This is a genomic window from Streptomyces sp. NPDC039430, from assembly GCF_055639435.1.
This window is the reverse complement of sequence record NZ_JBVKAK010000007.1, coordinates 107,106-122,387: the sequence shown is the minus strand read 5'-3', so window position 1 is coordinate 122,387 and position 15,282 is coordinate 107,106. Positions and strand designations below refer to the sequence as shown.

The following is a 15,282-nucleotide window of genomic DNA, read 5'->3' as shown; positions in this document are numbered from 1 at the left end:
TCGTCGACGCGCTGGACGACCTCGTCGCCCCCGACAGACTAACCGGTCGGTATGTGGCGGCGGAAGGGGAGGAGCGGCGCGGGGCGGCGCGACGTCCGGTCGGACTCGTTCCGTGCGGCTACAGGGAGCGCTAGCGTGCGTGGCCATGGCAGACAACCGGGTCCGAGTGCGCGGAGGTAGCGGAATGAGCCTGTCCAGACGGGGATTGCTGGCCGCCGGCGGCGCGATGGGCGCCATGGGTGCGGCGGGCACGGCGAGCGCGCGGGCCGCGGCGCCCGCGCCGGCCCCGCGCCCGGGAGACGCGACCGGCGCCGGACACCCCGGCGGCGGCACGCGGGTCCGCACCGGCTTCGACCGGCTGGCCGCCGACGGCTACCGGCTCCTGGCCGGGGAGAAGGTCGGCGTGGTCACCAACCCGACCGGCGTCACCTCCGACGTACACCACATCGTGGACGTCATGCACGCCGACGCACGGGTGAGGCTGGTCGCCGTCTTCGGCCCGGAGCACGGCTTCCGCGGCACGGCGCAGGCCGGCGGCTCCGAGGGCCGCTACGACGATCCGGCCACCGGGCTGCCCGTGTACGACACGTATCTGAAGAGCGGTCAGCCCCTCGCGGATATCTTCATCGCGTCGGGGGTCGACACCGTCGTCTTCGACATCCAGGACGCGGGCGCCCGCTTCTACACATACATCTGGACGCTGTACGACTGCATGGAGGCGGCGGCGCTCGCGGGCAAGCGGTTCGTGGTGCTCGACCGGCCCAATCCCGTGACCGGACGGGCGGCCCTGGGGCCGGTCCTCCAGCGGGAGTTCGCGACCTTCGTGGGGCGTCAGCCGATCTCGCAGGCGCACGGCATGACCGTCACCGAGCTGGCACGGCTGTTCAACGGCGAGTTCCTCACGTCGAAACCGGCCGCGCTGGACGTCGTCACGATGGCGGGCTGGCGGCGCGGTGACTTCTTCGACGCGACGGGCCTGCCGTGGGTGCCGCCGAGTCCCAACATGCCCACGCCCGAGACCGCGTTGGTGTACGCGGGGACGTGTCTCTTCGAGGGGACGAACCTGTCCGAGGGGCGGGGCACGACACGGCCGTTCGAGCTGCTGGGCGCGGAGGGCGTCGGCCCCGAGTGGGCCGCGGCGGCCAACGCGCTGGAACTGCCGGGGGTGCGCTTCCGTGAGGCGTACTTCGCGCCGACCTTCTCCAAGTTCCAGGGCCGGACGATCGGCGGGGTGCAACTCCACGTGCACGACCGGGAGTCCTTCGATCCGGTACGCACCGGTGTCGCGCTGCTGGTGACGGCGAAGCGGTCGTGGAGCGGGTTCGCCTGGCGCGCCGACCACTGGATCGACAAGCTGACCGGGTCGGCGAAGGTCCGCACACTGATCGACGCGGGCGCGGACACGGACGAGGTGACCGGCGCGTGGCGGAGCGAACTGGCCGCGTTCCGCGCCGTACGTAAGGAGTATCTGCTCTACCGGTGACCGCGCGGCTCCGCAGGTGGTCGCACGGCTCCGCCGGACGCCGTCGCGCGGCTCCGCCGGACGCCGAACGGTCGTGCGGTGCGCCGCTCGGCCGATAACAGCCGGTAGTGCTTCGAATCCAGAGAGTGCCCGACAGGCGTCGTTGACCGTGCCGTTCACCGGCCGTGAAAGTGCCTGTCGTGATCGACGAAACTCTGTCCCCCACTCCCACGGCGCCCGCCGCGGACACCCCGGAACGCCGGGAGAGTCCGCGCCGGGTGGCCGTGGCGAGCTTCATCGGCAACACCATCGAGCTCTACGACTTCTTCATCTACGGCATGGCGGCGGCGCTGGTCCTCGACGACGTCTTCTTTCCCAACCTCTCCCCGCTCAACGCCACGCTCGCGTCGTTCTCCACGTACGCGGTGGCCTTTCTGGCTCGCCCGATCGGCTCAATCGTCTTCGGCCATTTCGGTGACCGCGTCGGCCGCAAATCCGTTCTGGTCACCTCACTGCTGCTGATGGGTCTGTCCACGGCGCTGGTGGGGCTGCTGCCCGGCTACGCCACCCTGGGCAGCTGGGCGCCCCTGCTGCTCGTCTCGCTCCGCTTCCTCCAGGGCATCGGGATCGGCGGCGAGTGGGGCGGTGCGGTGCTCCTGGCCGTGGAGCACGCGCCGCGCGGGCGGCGCGGGCTGTACGCGGCGTTCCCCCAACTCGGCCCGCCCGTCGGTTTCTCCGCCGCCACCGGCGTCTTCTGGCTGGTGTCCGCGTCGCTCGACGAGGCGGCCTTCGCCGGCTGGGGCTGGCGCATTCCGTTCCTGCTGTCCTTCCTGCTGGTCGCCGTCGGACTGGTCGTACGGCTGAAGATCAGCGAGACCCCGGTCTTCGCGCGGTCCGTGGCGGAACGGGCCGCGAGCAGGGCACCGCTGATGGAGCTGCTGCGGTGTCACCCGCGCGAACTGCTGCTCGGCGCGGGCTCGATGGCCGTCGTGTACGCCCTCTTCTACACCTCGATGACCTATGGACTCTCGTACACCACGACCACCCTGGGTGTGCCGCGCGAGACGATGCTGGCGCTGTCCCTGGTCGCCTGTCTCTTCCTCGCGGCCGGTATCTGGTTCTCCGCCACCCGCTCCGACACGGACGGCCGGCGGAGACTGGTCCTGTCGGGGTGCGGACTGGCCGCGATCTGGAGCCTGTTGCTGTTCCCGCTGCTCGACACCGGGCGGCCGGTGCTGATGGCGCTGGCCCTCGGCGGCGCGCTGTTCTGTCTGGGAGTGACATCCGGCCCGATGGGCGCCTATCTGCCGGAGCTGTTCCCCGCGCGCGTCCGCTACTCGGGCGCCTCCCTCGCGTACAACCTGGGCGGCGTCCTGGGCGGCGCGGTGTCCCCCCTGGTCGTGCCGCGCCTCCAGTCCGGCTTCGGCTCGGCGTCGGTGGGCTGGTATGTCTGCGGGATGGCCCTGATCTCCCTGCTGTGCGTGCGGGCGCTGCCGGAGACAAAGGAACGCGAACTGGGCTGACGCGGGACACCGCGGCCGGTCCCGGGCGGCAGCACCGCCCGGGACCGGCCGCGGCGTCCGCGTCCACCGGCGCACGCGCCGTGCGGACCCGGAGGTGCCGGGTTCACCCCGCGTGCCAGAACCCGGCTTCTACCGGTGGCTCGGGAACTCCACCACCTGCTGGTACGTCGGCCTGTTCTGCCAGTTGACCTTCGGGTGGCTGATGCCGCCCAGCGCCCGGTGGATGATCGAGTCCGTGCACCACTGGTCGCCGGCCGAGCAGTTGTCGTCGCCCGGGTAGACCGCGTTGGCGGGCGCCGCCGCCGCTGCCTTCAGGGTGGTGAGCAGCGCGTCACGGCAGGCGCTCAGCGAGCCGCCCCCGCAGTACGTGTCCGGTGTCGGGGCCTGGACCGGGTCGCCCAGGACCTGGCGGAGGTCCTTGTCGACATATCCCCACCAGCCGTACTGGAACGCGGAGCCGCTGTGCGCGCCCGTCGGGCCATGGCTGGAGGCCGGGGATTCGTCGGTCGGGAGCGAGGCGGTGAGCGCCTGGTAGAGGCCGTCGCCGAGAGCCGGTTTGAACGCGGCCTCGACCAGCCTCGGCCACCACGCGTCCATGATCCGTACGGCGTCGGCGTTCCCGTACGTGTGCGAGCCCTGCGCGGTCTCCTTGCGCGGGGAGCCCGCCGCGCGCCAGGCCTCCAGCTGCTGTACGGCGGTGCTGAGCTGGGGGTCGGTGACGGGCGCCGAGCGCAGCACCTTCAGCAGTTCGGGCAGCACCTGCTCACCGCGCAGATCGGTCACGGCCGCCTCGGCCATCGCGCGGGTGAGGGAGGCGCGGGTGACCCCGCCGTCCGCGACCAGCTTCCTGACGCGGTCGTCCAGGAGATCGCCCCGGTGCACGGCGCCGAAACCGAAGCCCGCCGTGTCGTACTCCTTCGCCTGCCGGTTGTTCCAGGAGATGTAGTAGTCCTGTCCGACCGACCGCGGATGCTGGGCGAACGGCGTGTACGCGGCGGTGTTCGGCACCGGGTCGAAGCCCTGCCACTCGTACGCCTGCTCGGCCTTGACCGGCAGCGCCGGATCGACGCCCGCCGCGCGCACCGGGTTCGAGCCGCTGTTGAAGAAGGCGGCCGTGCGCGAGTCCGCGTAGAACCAGTTGAAGGCATAGCCGATGCGGTGCGCGGCCTGCTGGAAGGAGGCCGCGTCCTTGGTGTACGCGGGGTCGTTGAGCATCTGGAAGCCGATGATGGAGTCGGCCTCGTGCCGGTAGGTGCTCCGCAGTGAGGTGTACGCGACGGGCTTGCCGCCGAGGGTCGCGCGGTGGGTGACCATGCCGTACTTGGTACGCCAGACCTGGAGCCGGTAGGAGCCCGCGGCGGTGGAGTCGGCGACCGTCGGCTTCCAGGAGTTGCTGCGCTCCATCTTCTCCATCGGGGTGCAGACGGAGCGGTAGAGATAGTGCGTGGACGCCTTGGTGGCGGGCGAGCCGTTCGGTTCGCACAGCTCGACGGCGTAGGTGTCGGTGATGTCCTGGGCCGCCGAGGTGGCGCTCCAGGCGTAGTCCTGGCCGCGGCCCATCTGGACGTACATGCCGACTCCGGCGAAGGCGACGCCGCGGGCGCTGATGCCGGGGCCCTGGAGTTCCTGGAGCATCATGAGCTGTGGCGCGAAATAGCCGGTCTGCGGGCCGAAGACGGCCACCGGATTTCCGCTCGCGGTGTGCTGCCCCGACACGAGCAGCGCGTTGGACATGCCGCGCTTGGCGGAGAGCGAGCCGGGCGGGACGACGCCGTCGTCGAAGAGGCCCTGGAGCGGCTTGAGTTTCTCCGGGGCGGCGACCGGGGCCTTGGCCTTCGTCACGGCCGAGCCGGTCCTGTCGTACACCAGCTGTTCCGCCTGGACGGAGCCGGCGTCGGGCAGGGCCGTGCCGCGCGGCTGGGCGGGCTTGCGCGCGTACGGGAACGCGGTGCCGTCGTGGACGGTGAGCACGGCCTCGGGGTCGTCGCGCTGACGGAACGACTCCCAGACCTCGGTGCCCTTGACGACGCCGTACTTCTGCTGGGCGGCGAGGAGCGAGAGCGCCGCCTGCACCTCACCGCCGCCCCCGCCGCCGAACTGGCCGCCGACGACGGACGCTATGGAGATCAGGTCGGTGAGCTTGAAGGGCTGGATCTCGCCGACGTTGGTGATCGAGTCGATCTTGCCGGTCAGTACGTACTCGCCGGGGAAGTAGCGGCCGTCCTTGGACTTCTGGCGGTAGGCGTTGATGCCGTCGACATACGCCTGCGCGTCCGCCATGGCCAGCTCGCCACGCTCGCCCTCGGTGGTCCTGATCCGCTCGATCTGGGCCTCGTACTCCGCTTCGGTGTACGGGGCCGAGGGCCAGAACTGCTGCTCAAGGCCCTGGTTGGCGAGCGCGCCGCCCGCGAAGGAGGTCAGCTCACCGCGGCCGATATGGCGGAACAGGTCCATCATCCACAGCCGGTCCTGCGCCGCCGCGTAGCCGGCGCCGAACTCGGTGCCGTAGCGGGTGGTGCCCTTGATGTGCGGGACGCCGGTCTTCTTGTCGCGGGTGATCGTGACGTCGTCGCGCGGGGAGGTGACGGACTCGACCTGGTTCGCGGGGACCCCGAAGGAGGCGTCGTTGAAGAAGTCGGTGAGTTTGGCGTCGGTCAGTCCGCCGTGACCGGCCACCAGCGCGTCGTACCGGCCGAGTTGGTCGGAGGCGTGGGCGGGGAAGGTGCCGAACAGACGGTTGCCGAGGATGTCGGCGAGGGTGGCGTTGCCGTTCTGGCCGGGCGGCAGGATATCGGCGCACTGCCCCTGGCAGTGATCGGTGACGGGGTCGGCCGCCGCGCCGCGGGCGTCCGCCGCGGGGGCGGGCGCCCGCGCGGGTTCGGCGGCGGCCTGTGGCAGCGGGGTCAGCAGAGCCGCGCCCAGCGCGAACACCGCCGCGGCGGTGGCGCTGGCGAGTCTTCCGGTGCGTCGTCGCATGGGTGCTCCTCGGGGAGGACGGTGCGCCGGAGGTTACCGACGGTATGACCGCCCGGTAAGGTGAACATCAGTCACCTTTTCCGAACCGTCATATGCCGGTTCCTGTGAATCGATATCGAATTCAGCTCGATAACAACCGGAATGTCGGAATCCATGGGTGCCATCTGTTTTTTGATGGAGCCGAATGGGGCAGGCGTACGTCCATTCCTCAACGCCGATGAAGCGACGGAGGTGGCATGCGATGGCCGGATTCCGGAGTCTTGCGAGACAGGTGCGCGACCCGCGATGCGATCTGGCCTTGCGACGGTACTCACTGCGCAAGTGCTTGGAGCGGTTTGCCCCTTATGGGCACCGGGCGACCTGGGATCATCTGTGCGCGAGGCACAGTATCGAGCCCGAGGACAGGGCGCCCGATCCGGTGCGGCTGATGGCCGCGCTGGACGAGGTGGAGGAGGCGCGGGCCGTATGGCTCGCGTACGAGAGGGAGTTCGCCGAACGGCGCAGGCGCGAGAAGCACGACGGGCTGCGGCGCCCCAAGAGCTTCGACGACTGGCACCGGCGGACCTGGGGCGGTAACGGCGTCGCGAGGTGCGACGACCCGGCCGCCCATCCGTCCGAGTCGCTGGCCGAGGTGCTGCGCCGGCTGATCTCCGGACTGGAGACGGGCCCGGGGGCGAGCTGCCCGGTCTGTGCGGACCACGACATCATCTGGCGCCCCGACCTCGCGGGCGAACCCTGGTCGGGGCCGGTCTGTACGGGCTGCGGCATCGTCGTACCGCTGCCCGTCCTCACGTCCGACGCGCTGGCACGGGCGAAGCGGGCGCGGCTCAAGGATCTGGCGTCGGTGGCCTGAGGTCTGCGGGGGCGGACTCCGGAGACGGCGCGCCCCCGCGGTATCGGTGACCGGCGCGAGGACGACCCGCGCGACGGTGATCCGCACGACGGTGATCCGCACGACGGTGTGACCTGCCGTGTGCCGTGACGGCCGCGCGGGTGTCAGGAGCGCTCGGGGTCTTTCGGAACCCGGCGCTCCGGGAGCAGGCGCGAGCCCGTCATGCGCTCACCGAAGATGTCGTCAGGGTTGGACAGCACACAGGTCTCCAGGGACAGACAGCCGCAGCCGATGCAGTCGGTCAAGTGGTCACGGAGCCGCCCGAGTTGTGTGATGCGCTCGTCCAGCTCCGCGCGCCACGCCTCGGAGAGCCGGGCCCAGTCGTCCCGGTTGGGGGTGCGCCCCTCGGGGAGTCCGGCCAGGGCGTCCCTGATCGTCGCGAGCGGGATGCCCACGCGCTGGGCGGCGCGGACGAACGCCACGCGGCGCAGTGCGTCGCGCCCGTAGCGGCGTTGGTTGCCGCTGGTCCTGCGGCTGCTGATGAGCCCCTTGGACTCGTAGAAGTGCAGGGCGGACACGGCGGCGCCGCTGCGCGCCGACAGCTGACCGACGGTCAGCTCGTGGATCTTCCCGGGAATCTGTGGCACTCCGCCAAGCCTAGGTCCTGTCGTGCGTCCGCCCTGGACGATCCCTGTGTCCGCGTTGACAGGAGCGCACCCGCCCAACATGCTGAGCAAGCGCTTGGACAGGGGCGCTTGACGGGCTTCAGGGGCTTGAGAGGCAGGGAACAGGGACATGGCCGAGCCGAGGATCTTCACCTCCGCCGAGGAGCTGCGCGCCGGGATCGGCGAGCGGCTGGGGCACAGCGAGTGGCTGGAGATCGACCAGAAGCGAATCGACCTCTTCGCCGAGGCCACCGGTGACCATCAGTGGATCCATGTGGACCCGGAGCGGGCCGCGGCGGGGCCGTTCGGTACGACGATCGCGCACGGCTATCTGACGCTGTCGCTGCTGCCCGTGTTCGTACCGCAGATCCTGCGGGTCGAGAACGCGCGGATGGGCATCAACTACGGGACGAACAAGGTCCGTTTCCCCTCCCCCGTGCCGGTCGGCTCGCGGCTGCGCGCCTCGGCGGTCCTGACGGACGTGGCGGAGGCGGGCGGCGGAGTGCAGCTCACCACGCTTGTCACGGTCGAGCGCGAGGGCGGCGAGAAGCCGGCCTGTGTGGCGGAGTCCGTGTCCCGCTTCTACTTCTGAGATCTCTGAGCGTGCCGCTTCCGGGCGGGCGCTACTTCTGGGGGGCGGCGACCATGCGCAGGACGAGGTCGGCGTAGAGCGCGCCGACCTCGTCGGGGGTCCTGGCCCCCGCCGCGTTGAACCAGCGCGCCACATCGATGCAGAGCGACAGCACCGCGAGGGTGGTGCCCCGCACATCGGGGACGTCGAACTCCCCGTCCCGTACTCCGTCGACCAGGATGCGCCGCACCGCCGCCGAACTGCGCCGCCGCAGTTCGACGATCTCGGCGCGGTGCTCGGGGCCGAGCGCGTCCAGCTCGTACTGCACGACCCGCGCCGTGGTGTGCCCCTCGGCGTGCCAGCGTACGAAGTTGTGGACGGCCTCGGCGAGCCGCTGCGCCGCCGTGCCCTCACCGTCGGCCGCGGCCGTCAGCAGCGCCAGGGCCTTGTCATGGCCGATCCGGCTGATCCGGTGGAGCAGCTCTTCCTTTGTCTTGTAGTGGATGTAGAGCGCCGCCGGACTCATCCCCGCGCGGCCCGCGATATCGCGGGTGGTGGTGGCGTGGTACCCACGCTCGGCGAACGCCTCGACCGCGGCGACCAGCAGTTTCCTGGCCGCCTCCGGGGTGACCTCACCCCACGGCGCGTTCTCGCCGTCCGCCGTACGCTCCGCCGCGCGCATCGCTCACCTCGTCCCGTTCCATCCGGCTCACCCGTCCCGCCCGGCCCATCGGGCGGGACGAACACCATACCCCGAGGGTGAGCAAGCGCTTAGTGCGGTTTCCGAACCGACGGCTTCAGTGACGTGAGGCGGCATGACGCCGTGGACGGTACGGGTCAGGATGCCGTCCCGTGCGGGGCTCCGCGCGGTCACGGTGAGCAGGCGCCGGCCGATCCCGTCGACGGCTGGACGCGCCCACCGGTGCGGTGTGTCAGCACGCGCAGGTGATGGCGCCGGGCGGCGCGGTCAGCGGGTCGGCCGGCCGCTGCTCGACCCCGTCCGGAGTCCGCACGGGGAACCCTTCGCGGATCCAGTACTCGATGCCGCCGATCATCTCCTTGACGCGGTAGCCGAGCCGGGCCAGGGCGAGGGCCGAGCGGGTGGCGCCGTCGCATCCCGGCCCCCAGCAGTAGGTGATCACCGGGAGGGCGGGGTCCAGCAGAGCGGCGGCCCTGGCGGGGATGCCGGCGGTGGGCAGGTGCAGGGCCCCGGGAATGTGCGCCTGCCGCCAGCCCGCGACGCCACGGGAGTCGATCAGGGCGAACCCCGCGTGCCCGGACAGCAGGGAGGCACGCACGTCGGAGACGTCGGCCTGGAAGGAGAGCCGTCCTTCGAAGAAGGCGACGGCGGCGTCGGGGTGCGCGGGCGGCACCGTCAGTGCCGCACTCGTTGCGTTGTTTTCCATGCCCGCAACGCTATGACCGACCAGCACACGCCGGAACCAACGATCACCGGCGATCGACTTGATTCACCGGTGATTCCCTGGCAGCTTCGCCGCATGAGCACGTATTCGCCGGACAGTACCGACCTGCGCATCCTGGATGCCCTGCAGAGTGACGGCAGGGCCAGTTACGCGGAACTCGCCCGGACGGTGTCCATGTCCCCCAGCGCCGTCACCGAACGCGTCCGCCGCCTGGAGGAGACCGGCATCATCACCGGCTACTCCGCCGTCGCCGACCCCGAACGACTGGGACTCGACATCCTGGCCTTCGTCCGCCTCCGCTACCCCACCAGCAACTACAAGCCCTTCCATGACCTCATCGCCACGACCCCCCAGATCATCGAGGCCCATCACGTCACCGGCGACGACTGCTTCATCCTCAAGGTCGTCGCCCGCTCCATGCGCCACCTCGAACAGACCACCGGCCGTATCGCCGGCCTCGGCTCCGTCACCACCACCGTCGTCTACTCCAGCCCCTTGAAGGGCCGCGCCATCACCGGCACCGCCCTCGACGACTGAACGACGGCCACCGGCCACCACGCCCGGCTCGGCCCTGGCCCGGCCTGCCCTGCCCTGGCCTGCCCTGTCAGAGCTTCTGGAAGGGGTCGTGTTCGGCGAGGATCTTCTCCAGTCTCGCCTGGTCGACCCGGCTGACGATCTGCCCGGCCTCCTGCCGGTCCCTGACCACCTTGGCCAGCGTGAACGCCGAGGTCGTCAGGTAGAGGACGGCGATACCGAGAAAGCCACGCACCCACGCGCTGGCTTCGAGCTTGATGATGCCGACGGTCACGGCCGCCAGCGCGAGGCCGAAGGAGAGGACGGCCTGACCGTAGAAGGCCGCGGTGTTCTGCTGCTTGACGGGAGTCTCAGTCATACGGGCCAGCATCGGGGCCTGTGGCGGGCGCCACATCCGTATGCGTACTCAGCCGGTACTCAGAAGGCCGACACGCCCGTCAGCGCCCGGCCGATGATCAGTTTCTGGATCTGGCTGGTGCCCTCGTAGAGCGTCATCACCCGGGCGTCGCGCAGAAGTTTGCCGACCGGGTACTCGTCGATGTAGCCGTATCCGCCGAAGACCTGGAGGGCGTTGTTGGCGGCGCGCACGGCGGCCTCGGAGGCGAAGAGCTTGGCCTTGGAGGCGGCGGTGGCGAACTCCTCGCCCCGGTCGATCAGATCGGCGACCCGCCAGGTCAGCAGCCGGGCCGCGTCCACATCGACCGCGATGTCGCTGATCAGCTCCTGGACCAGCTGGTAGTGGGCGATGGACCTGCCGAACTGCTCGCGCTCCCCCGCGTACCCGACCGCCGCCTCAAGCGCGGCCCGCGCGATCCCGACGCAGCCGGCGGCGACGGACATCCGGCCCTTGGCGAGCGCGGACATGGCGAGCGAGAAGCCCTTGCCCTCGGGGCCGAGGAGCGCGGTGGCCGGTACCCGCACATCCTCCAGGGTCAGTTCGGCGGTGGCCTGGCCGCGCAGTCCGAGCTTGCCGTGCAGCTCGCGCCGGGTGAGCCCGGGGCTGTCGGCCGGTACGAGGAAGGCGGAGACGCCCCGGTGTCCCGGGGTGTCGTTGGTGCGGGCGAACAGCAGGACGACATCGGCCCAGGTGCCGTTGGTGATGAACATCTTGGAGCCGTTGACGACCCAGTCTCCGCCGTCGCGCACGGCCCGGGTCGCGAGACTGCCCGCGTCGGAGCCCGTGCCGGACTCGGTCAGCCCGAAACAGCCGAGCGTGCGGCCCGAGGTGAGCCCCGGCAGCCACGCGCGCTTCTGCTCCTCGTCGCCCCAGGCCGCGATGGACTTGGCGACGAGACCGAGCGATACGGAGACGATGCCGCGCACCGACGAGTCGCCCCGGCCCAGCTCCTCCGTGACCAGGCAGTACGTGAAGTGATCGCCGCCCGAGCCGCCGTACTCCTCGGGCACGGTCAGGCCGAGGAAGCCCAGCGCGCCGAGCTTCGCGACGATCCCCCGGTCGACGCTCTCGCGCCGGTCCCAGTCGGCGGCGTACGGGGTGATGTCGCGGCCGACGAAGTCCGCGGCGAGCCGGCGCACCGCCTCGTGCTCCTCGCTCAGCTCCAGATCCACCTGCGCACCCCCCAGTTGATTAGCACTGCTAGTTTCTGATCGGCAGGCCCTACTATGTGCGCCATGGCCAGACCGCGCAAGCCCCTGCTCAGCAGAGAACGCATCGTGGCGACGGCGGGCGCGCTCGTGGACGCCGAGGGTCTCGAAGCGGTCTCCACCCGGCGGCTCGCCGCCGAGCTGGGGGTGAGCGGGCCCTCCCTCTACAACCACTTCCGGACCAAGGACGAGATCCTCGAAGCCGTCGCCGACGCGGTCAGCGCACGGGTCGATCTGTCGATGTTCGGGGAGGGCGACGACCGCGACTGGCGCACCGCGCTGCACGACTGGGCCGTCTCCTACCGCGCGGCCCTCGCCGACCACCCGCATCTCGTCCCGTTGCTCGCCGTCGGCCCCGGCCGCCGGCCGGCCGGGCTCCGGGTCGCCGACGCCGTCTTCGGCGCGATGGTCCGAGCCGGCTGGCCGCCCGCGCAGGCCACCCATATCGGCGCGCTGATGCGGTACTTCATCACCGGCTCGGCGCTCGGCTCGTTCGCGCGCGGCTTCGTCGACGACGCCACGGCGTACGACCCGGCCGACTATCCGCACCTCGGCCAGGCCCATCTGCTCGCCGAACGGCGGCGGCAGGTCGACGAGGGCGCCTTCGAGACCGGGCTGCGGGCGCTGCTCGACGGTCTCTCGCTCCAGTACGAGCGGTACGCGTCGCCGTAGCCGGGCACACCACACTTCGGCCCCTGCCGAAGCGTCCCTGCCGCATCCTGGAGAGATGGCACGCACCGAGCACCCCGGCCACGCCGGACACCCCGCCCGCACCGGCCCCTCCGGGCGGTCCGGGCCCCGGCTCGCCGCCCTGGCCGCGCTGCTCGCCGACGACACCCGCGCCGTGTTCTGTCTCGCCCTGCTGGACGGCCGGGCGTGGACGGCGGGCGAGCTGGCGCGGTACGCCGGGGTCGCTCCGTCGACCGCCAGCGAGCATCTGGGAAAGCTGATCGCGGGCGGACTGCTCGCACAGGAGCGGCAGGGCCGGCACCGCTATGTACGGTTCGCCGACCCGCGCGCCGCCCATCTGGTGGAGGATCTGGCCGCGCACACCACACCCCCGGAGGAGCCGCCCCGCACACTGCGCGCGGCCGGGGCCACCAACGCCATGGCCCGGGGACGCACCTGCTACGACCATCTCGCCGGGCGCCTCGGACTGGCGATCACGGACGCCCTGACCGTACGCGGCCTGCTCCGCCAGGACACCGGTTTCGCCCTCACCGACCGGGGCGTGGCCTGGTTCGGGGAGCAGGGCATCGGGCTGGAGCGCACCGGCCGCCGGCCGCTCGTACGGTCGTGTCTCGACTGGACGGAGCGCAAGCCGCATCTGGCCGGGGTCGCGGGCGCGGCGCTGTGCCGCCACGCGCTGGACACCGGATGGTGCGTACGGATCGGCTCGGAGCGCGCGGTGAAGGTGACCGAGTGCGGGGAGCGGGAGCTGTACGAGAGGCTGGGGATCGAGCCCGGGATATTGCGGTGAGGGCCGCAGCGTTGTCCGCGTACCTTCACCGTATGACGCACTCGACGACCTCCGCCCGTCCCTCCCGCGCGACCTGGCTGCCCGTGGCCGCGGCGGGTGTGACGGTCGTGCTCTGGGCCTCGGCCTTCGTATCGATCCGCAGCGCCGGCGCCGCCTACTCGCCGGGGGCGCTGGCTCTCGGCCGGCTGCTCGCCGGCGCGGTCGTCCTCGGCGCGGTCTGGCTCGTACGGCGGGAGGGGCCCCCGCCGCGGGCCGCCTGGCCCGGGATCGCGGTGTCGGGTCTGCTCTGGTTCGGCGTGTACATGGTGGTGCTCAACTGGGGCGAGCAGGAGGTCGACGCGGGCACGGCCGCGATGGTCGTGAACATAGGCCCGATCCTCATCGCCCTGCTCGGGGCCCGGCTGCTGGGCGAGACGCTGCCGCCCCGGCTGGTGGCGGGCATGGCGGTGTCGTTCGCGGGCGCGGTCGCCGTGGGGCTGTCGATGTCCGGCGAGGGCCATGCCTCGGTGCTCGGGGTGCTGCTGTGTCTGCTGGCGGCGGTGGCCTACGCGGGCGGCGTGGTGGCGCAGAAGCCGGCGCTGGCGAAGGCGAGCGCGCTCCAGGTGACCACCTTCGGCTGTCTGGTCGGCGCGGTCGCCTGTCTGCCGTTCGCCGGGCAACTGCTCCACGAGGCCGCGAGCGCCCCGCTGTCGGCCACGCTCAACATGGTCTATCTGGGCGTGTTCCCGACGGCGCTGGCGTTCACGACCTGGGCCTACGCGCTGGCCCGTACGACGGCGGGCCGGATGGGCGCGACGACGTACGCCGTCCCGGCGCTGGTCGTCCTGATGTCCTGGCTGTTCCTGGACGAGATCCCGGGCCTGTTCACCCTGGCGGGCGGTGCGCTGTGCCTGGCCGGGGTGGCGGTGTCACGCTCGCGTCCGCGCCGGGGCGCCGTGGTCGCGCGGCACGACGGCGACGCCGGCGAACCGGCCCCCGCGCCGACGGCCCCTCGCGATGAACGCCAGGGCACCCCCCGCCACGAACCCCAGGACCCGTCCCTGCGCTGAGAGGTTCCCTCCCGGCGCTAGAAGACGACCAGGGCCCGGCCTCCCCGGCCCGCGAGCATGTTCTCGAACGCCGCCGGGATGCCGTCCAGCCCGATCCGTTCGGTGACGAGCGCGCTCAGATCGAACCGGCCCGCGCGGATGTGCTCCGCGAGCACCGGCAGGTCCTTCGACGGGTCGCTGTTGCCGTAGACGCAGCCGGAGAGCGTACGGCCCCAGTGGAACAGTTCCAGCGCGTTGAACGTGACCCGCTGGTCCTTGCCGCCGATGCCGACGACCGTCGTACGGCCGCCGCGCCGGGTGGAGTCCCAGGCGGTACGGATGGTCGTGGCGCGGCCGACGCACTCGACGGCCACGTCCGCTCCCCGGCCGCCGGTGAGCCGGCGGATGTCCTTGGCGGTGGTGTCGGAGGCGACGACGTACTCGGTGGCTCCGGCCGCGCGCGCCAGCGCCTCCTTCTCCGGGGAGACGTCGACGGCGACGACCGGCCCCGCCCCGGCGATCCGGGCGGACTGGAGGACGGCGAGACCGACCCCGCCGACGCCGAAGACCACCACGGACTCGCCCGCGCGGACGCGCGCCGCGTGGTGGACCGCGCCGTAGCCGGTGAGGACGGCGCAGCCCAGGAGGGCGGCGTCGGTGAGCGGTACCCCGGCCGGGAGCGGCAGGACACAGTTGGCGGCCACGACGGTCTCCTCGGCGAACGCCCCGACGTTCAGGCCGGGGTGGAGGTCCGTGCCGTCGGCGGTACGGGCGTGGACGCCCGCCGCGCCCGCGAGCGCGCTGTCGCAGAGCCAGACCTCGCCGAGGGCGCAGGCCGGGCATGTCCCGCAGGACGGGGCCCAGTTGAGGACGACACCGTCGCCCGGCGCGACACGCGTGACGCCCTCGCCGACGGAGACGACCGTACCGGCGCCCTCGTGGCCGAGGACCGCGGGGAGCGGGATGCGCATCGTGCCGTTGGACAGGGAGAGATCGGAGTGACAGACACCGGCGGCGGCGAGACGGACCCGTACCCTGCCGGGACCGGGTTCGGGCAGCTCGATCCCCGCGATCTCCAGCGGGGCTCCGACGGCGGACAGGATGGCGGCGCGGACCACGAGGGTTCTCTCCCGGTTCAGAGGCGATGTGAGGGTGACGGCATCGGGCACCGCGGGCGTCCGG

At 71.7% G+C, this 15,282-nt stretch carries 15 protein-coding genes and 1 pseudogene; 8 read left to right on the top strand and 8 right to left on the bottom strand.

Annotated features, from left to right (window positions below; all coding sequences use genetic code 11):
- Positions 1 to 184: 184 nt before the first annotated feature.
- Together ACZ7LS_RS19250 and ACZ7LS_RS19245 are read left to right on the top strand one after the other, a co-directional pair.
- Positions 185 to 1,483, top strand: coding sequence for an exo-beta-N-acetylmuramidase NamZ family protein (locus ACZ7LS_RS19250; protein WP_385136034.1), 1,299 nt, complete (start codon positions 185 to 187; stop codon positions 1,481 to 1,483).
- Positions 1,484 to 1,665: 182 nt separating this feature from the next.
- Complete coding sequence (locus tag ACZ7LS_RS19245) at positions 1,666 to 2,985, top strand: MFS transporter (RefSeq protein ID WP_382520294.1); 1,320 nt, start codon at positions 1,666 to 1,668, stop codon at positions 2,983 to 2,985.
- Between the two features lie 129 nt (positions 2,986 to 3,114).
- Here ACZ7LS_RS19245 and ACZ7LS_RS19240 read toward each other — a convergent pair whose 3' ends face one another.
- Positions 3,115 to 5,961, bottom strand: a complete 2,847-nt coding sequence (locus ACZ7LS_RS19240) for a penicillin acylase family protein (RefSeq protein ID WP_385135239.1) — start codon at positions 5,959 to 5,961, stop codon at positions 3,115 to 3,117.
- Between the two features lie 241 nt (positions 5,962 to 6,202).
- Between ACZ7LS_RS19240 and ACZ7LS_RS19235 the strand changes: the two genes are divergently transcribed.
- Positions 6,203 to 6,814, top strand: a complete 612-nt coding sequence (locus ACZ7LS_RS19235; protein ID WP_382520158.1) for a hypothetical protein — start codon at positions 6,203 to 6,205, stop codon at positions 6,812 to 6,814.
- 143 nt (positions 6,815 to 6,957) lie between these two features.
- Here ACZ7LS_RS19235 and soxR read toward each other — a convergent pair whose 3' ends face one another.
- Positions 6,958 to 7,440, bottom strand: a complete 483-nt coding sequence (soxR, locus tag ACZ7LS_RS19230) for a redox-sensitive transcriptional activator SoxR (RefSeq protein WP_382520160.1) — start codon at positions 7,438 to 7,440, stop codon at positions 6,958 to 6,960.
- Positions 7,441 to 7,588: 148 nt separating this feature from the next.
- Here soxR and ACZ7LS_RS19225 point away from each other — a divergent pair, with 148 nt between their 5' ends.
- The gene (locus ACZ7LS_RS19225) at positions 7,589 to 8,050 is read left to right on the top strand and encodes a MaoC family dehydratase (protein WP_382520162.1); all 462 of its coding nucleotides are present in this window, start codon (positions 7,589 to 7,591) and stop codon (positions 8,048 to 8,050) included.
- A gap of 31 nt (positions 8,051 to 8,081) precedes the next feature.
- On the opposite strand, the gene ACZ7LS_RS19220 is transcribed toward ACZ7LS_RS19225, so the two are convergent.
- From ACZ7LS_RS19220 to ACZ7LS_RS19210, 3 genes and pseudogenes are all read right to left on the bottom strand, one after another.
- Positions 8,082 to 8,711: a TetR/AcrR family transcriptional regulator gene (locus tag ACZ7LS_RS19220; RefSeq protein ID WP_382671043.1), complete on the bottom strand. Its 630-nt coding sequence runs from the start codon at positions 8,709 to 8,711 to the stop codon at positions 8,082 to 8,084.
- Positions 8,712 to 8,828: 117 nt separating this feature from the next.
- Positions 8,829 to 8,936: pseudogene (locus tag ACZ7LS_RS19215) on the bottom strand (winged helix-turn-helix transcriptional regulator); the annotation flags it as partial.
- A gap of 25 nt (positions 8,937 to 8,961) precedes the next feature.
- Positions 8,962 to 9,435 (bottom strand): rhodanese-like domain-containing protein, encoded by a 474-nt coding sequence (locus ACZ7LS_RS19210; protein WP_382520165.1) that lies wholly within the window; start codon positions 9,433 to 9,435, stop codon positions 8,962 to 8,964.
- A gap of 93 nt (positions 9,436 to 9,528) precedes the next feature.
- Between ACZ7LS_RS19210 and ACZ7LS_RS19205 the strand changes: the two genes are divergently transcribed.
- Positions 9,529 to 9,990: an Lrp/AsnC family transcriptional regulator gene (locus ACZ7LS_RS19205; RefSeq protein ID WP_385135236.1), complete on the top strand. Its 462-nt coding sequence runs from the start codon at positions 9,529 to 9,531 to the stop codon at positions 9,988 to 9,990.
- 67 nt (positions 9,991 to 10,057) lie between these two features.
- On the opposite strand, the gene ACZ7LS_RS19200 is transcribed toward ACZ7LS_RS19205, so the two are convergent.
- Both ACZ7LS_RS19200 and ACZ7LS_RS19195 read right to left on the bottom strand, forming a co-directional pair.
- Positions 10,058 to 10,345, bottom strand: a complete 288-nt coding sequence (locus tag ACZ7LS_RS19200; protein ID WP_275670244.1) for a YiaA/YiaB family inner membrane protein — start codon at positions 10,343 to 10,345, stop codon at positions 10,058 to 10,060.
- A gap of 59 nt (positions 10,346 to 10,404) precedes the next feature.
- On the bottom strand, positions 10,405 to 11,556 hold the full coding sequence (locus ACZ7LS_RS19195; RefSeq protein WP_385135234.1) for an acyl-CoA dehydrogenase family protein: 1,152 nt from the start codon (positions 11,554 to 11,556) through the stop codon (positions 10,405 to 10,407).
- A 63-nt stretch (positions 11,557 to 11,619) separates the two neighbouring features.
- Between ACZ7LS_RS19195 and ACZ7LS_RS19190 the strand changes: the two genes are divergently transcribed.
- The 3 genes from ACZ7LS_RS19190 to ACZ7LS_RS19180 are packed head-to-tail and all read left to right on the top strand — an operon-like array spanning position 11,620 to position 14,121.
- Complete coding sequence (locus ACZ7LS_RS19190) at positions 11,620 to 12,264, top strand: TetR/AcrR family transcriptional regulator (RefSeq protein WP_382520171.1); 645 nt, start codon at positions 11,620 to 11,622, stop codon at positions 12,262 to 12,264.
- 55 nt (positions 12,265 to 12,319) lie between these two features.
- Positions 12,320 to 13,072, top strand: a complete 753-nt coding sequence (locus tag ACZ7LS_RS19185; RefSeq protein WP_382520173.1) for an ArsR/SmtB family transcription factor — start codon at positions 12,320 to 12,322, stop codon at positions 13,070 to 13,072.
- Positions 13,073 to 13,104: 32 nt separating this feature from the next.
- Positions 13,105 to 14,121 carry a DMT family transporter gene (locus ACZ7LS_RS19180; RefSeq protein ID WP_382520174.1) on the top strand — a complete coding sequence of 339 codons (1,017 nt, stop codon included), beginning with the start codon at positions 13,105 to 13,107 and terminating at the stop codon, positions 14,119 to 14,121.
- Between the two features lie 17 nt (positions 14,122 to 14,138).
- Here the strand turns inward: ACZ7LS_RS19180 and ACZ7LS_RS19175 are convergent, their stop codons facing one another.
- On the bottom strand, positions 14,139 to 15,218 hold the full coding sequence (locus ACZ7LS_RS19175) for a Zn-dependent alcohol dehydrogenase (RefSeq protein ID WP_385135231.1): 1,080 nt from the start codon (positions 15,216 to 15,218) through the stop codon (positions 14,139 to 14,141).
- Positions 15,219 to 15,282: the final 64 nt, after the last annotated feature.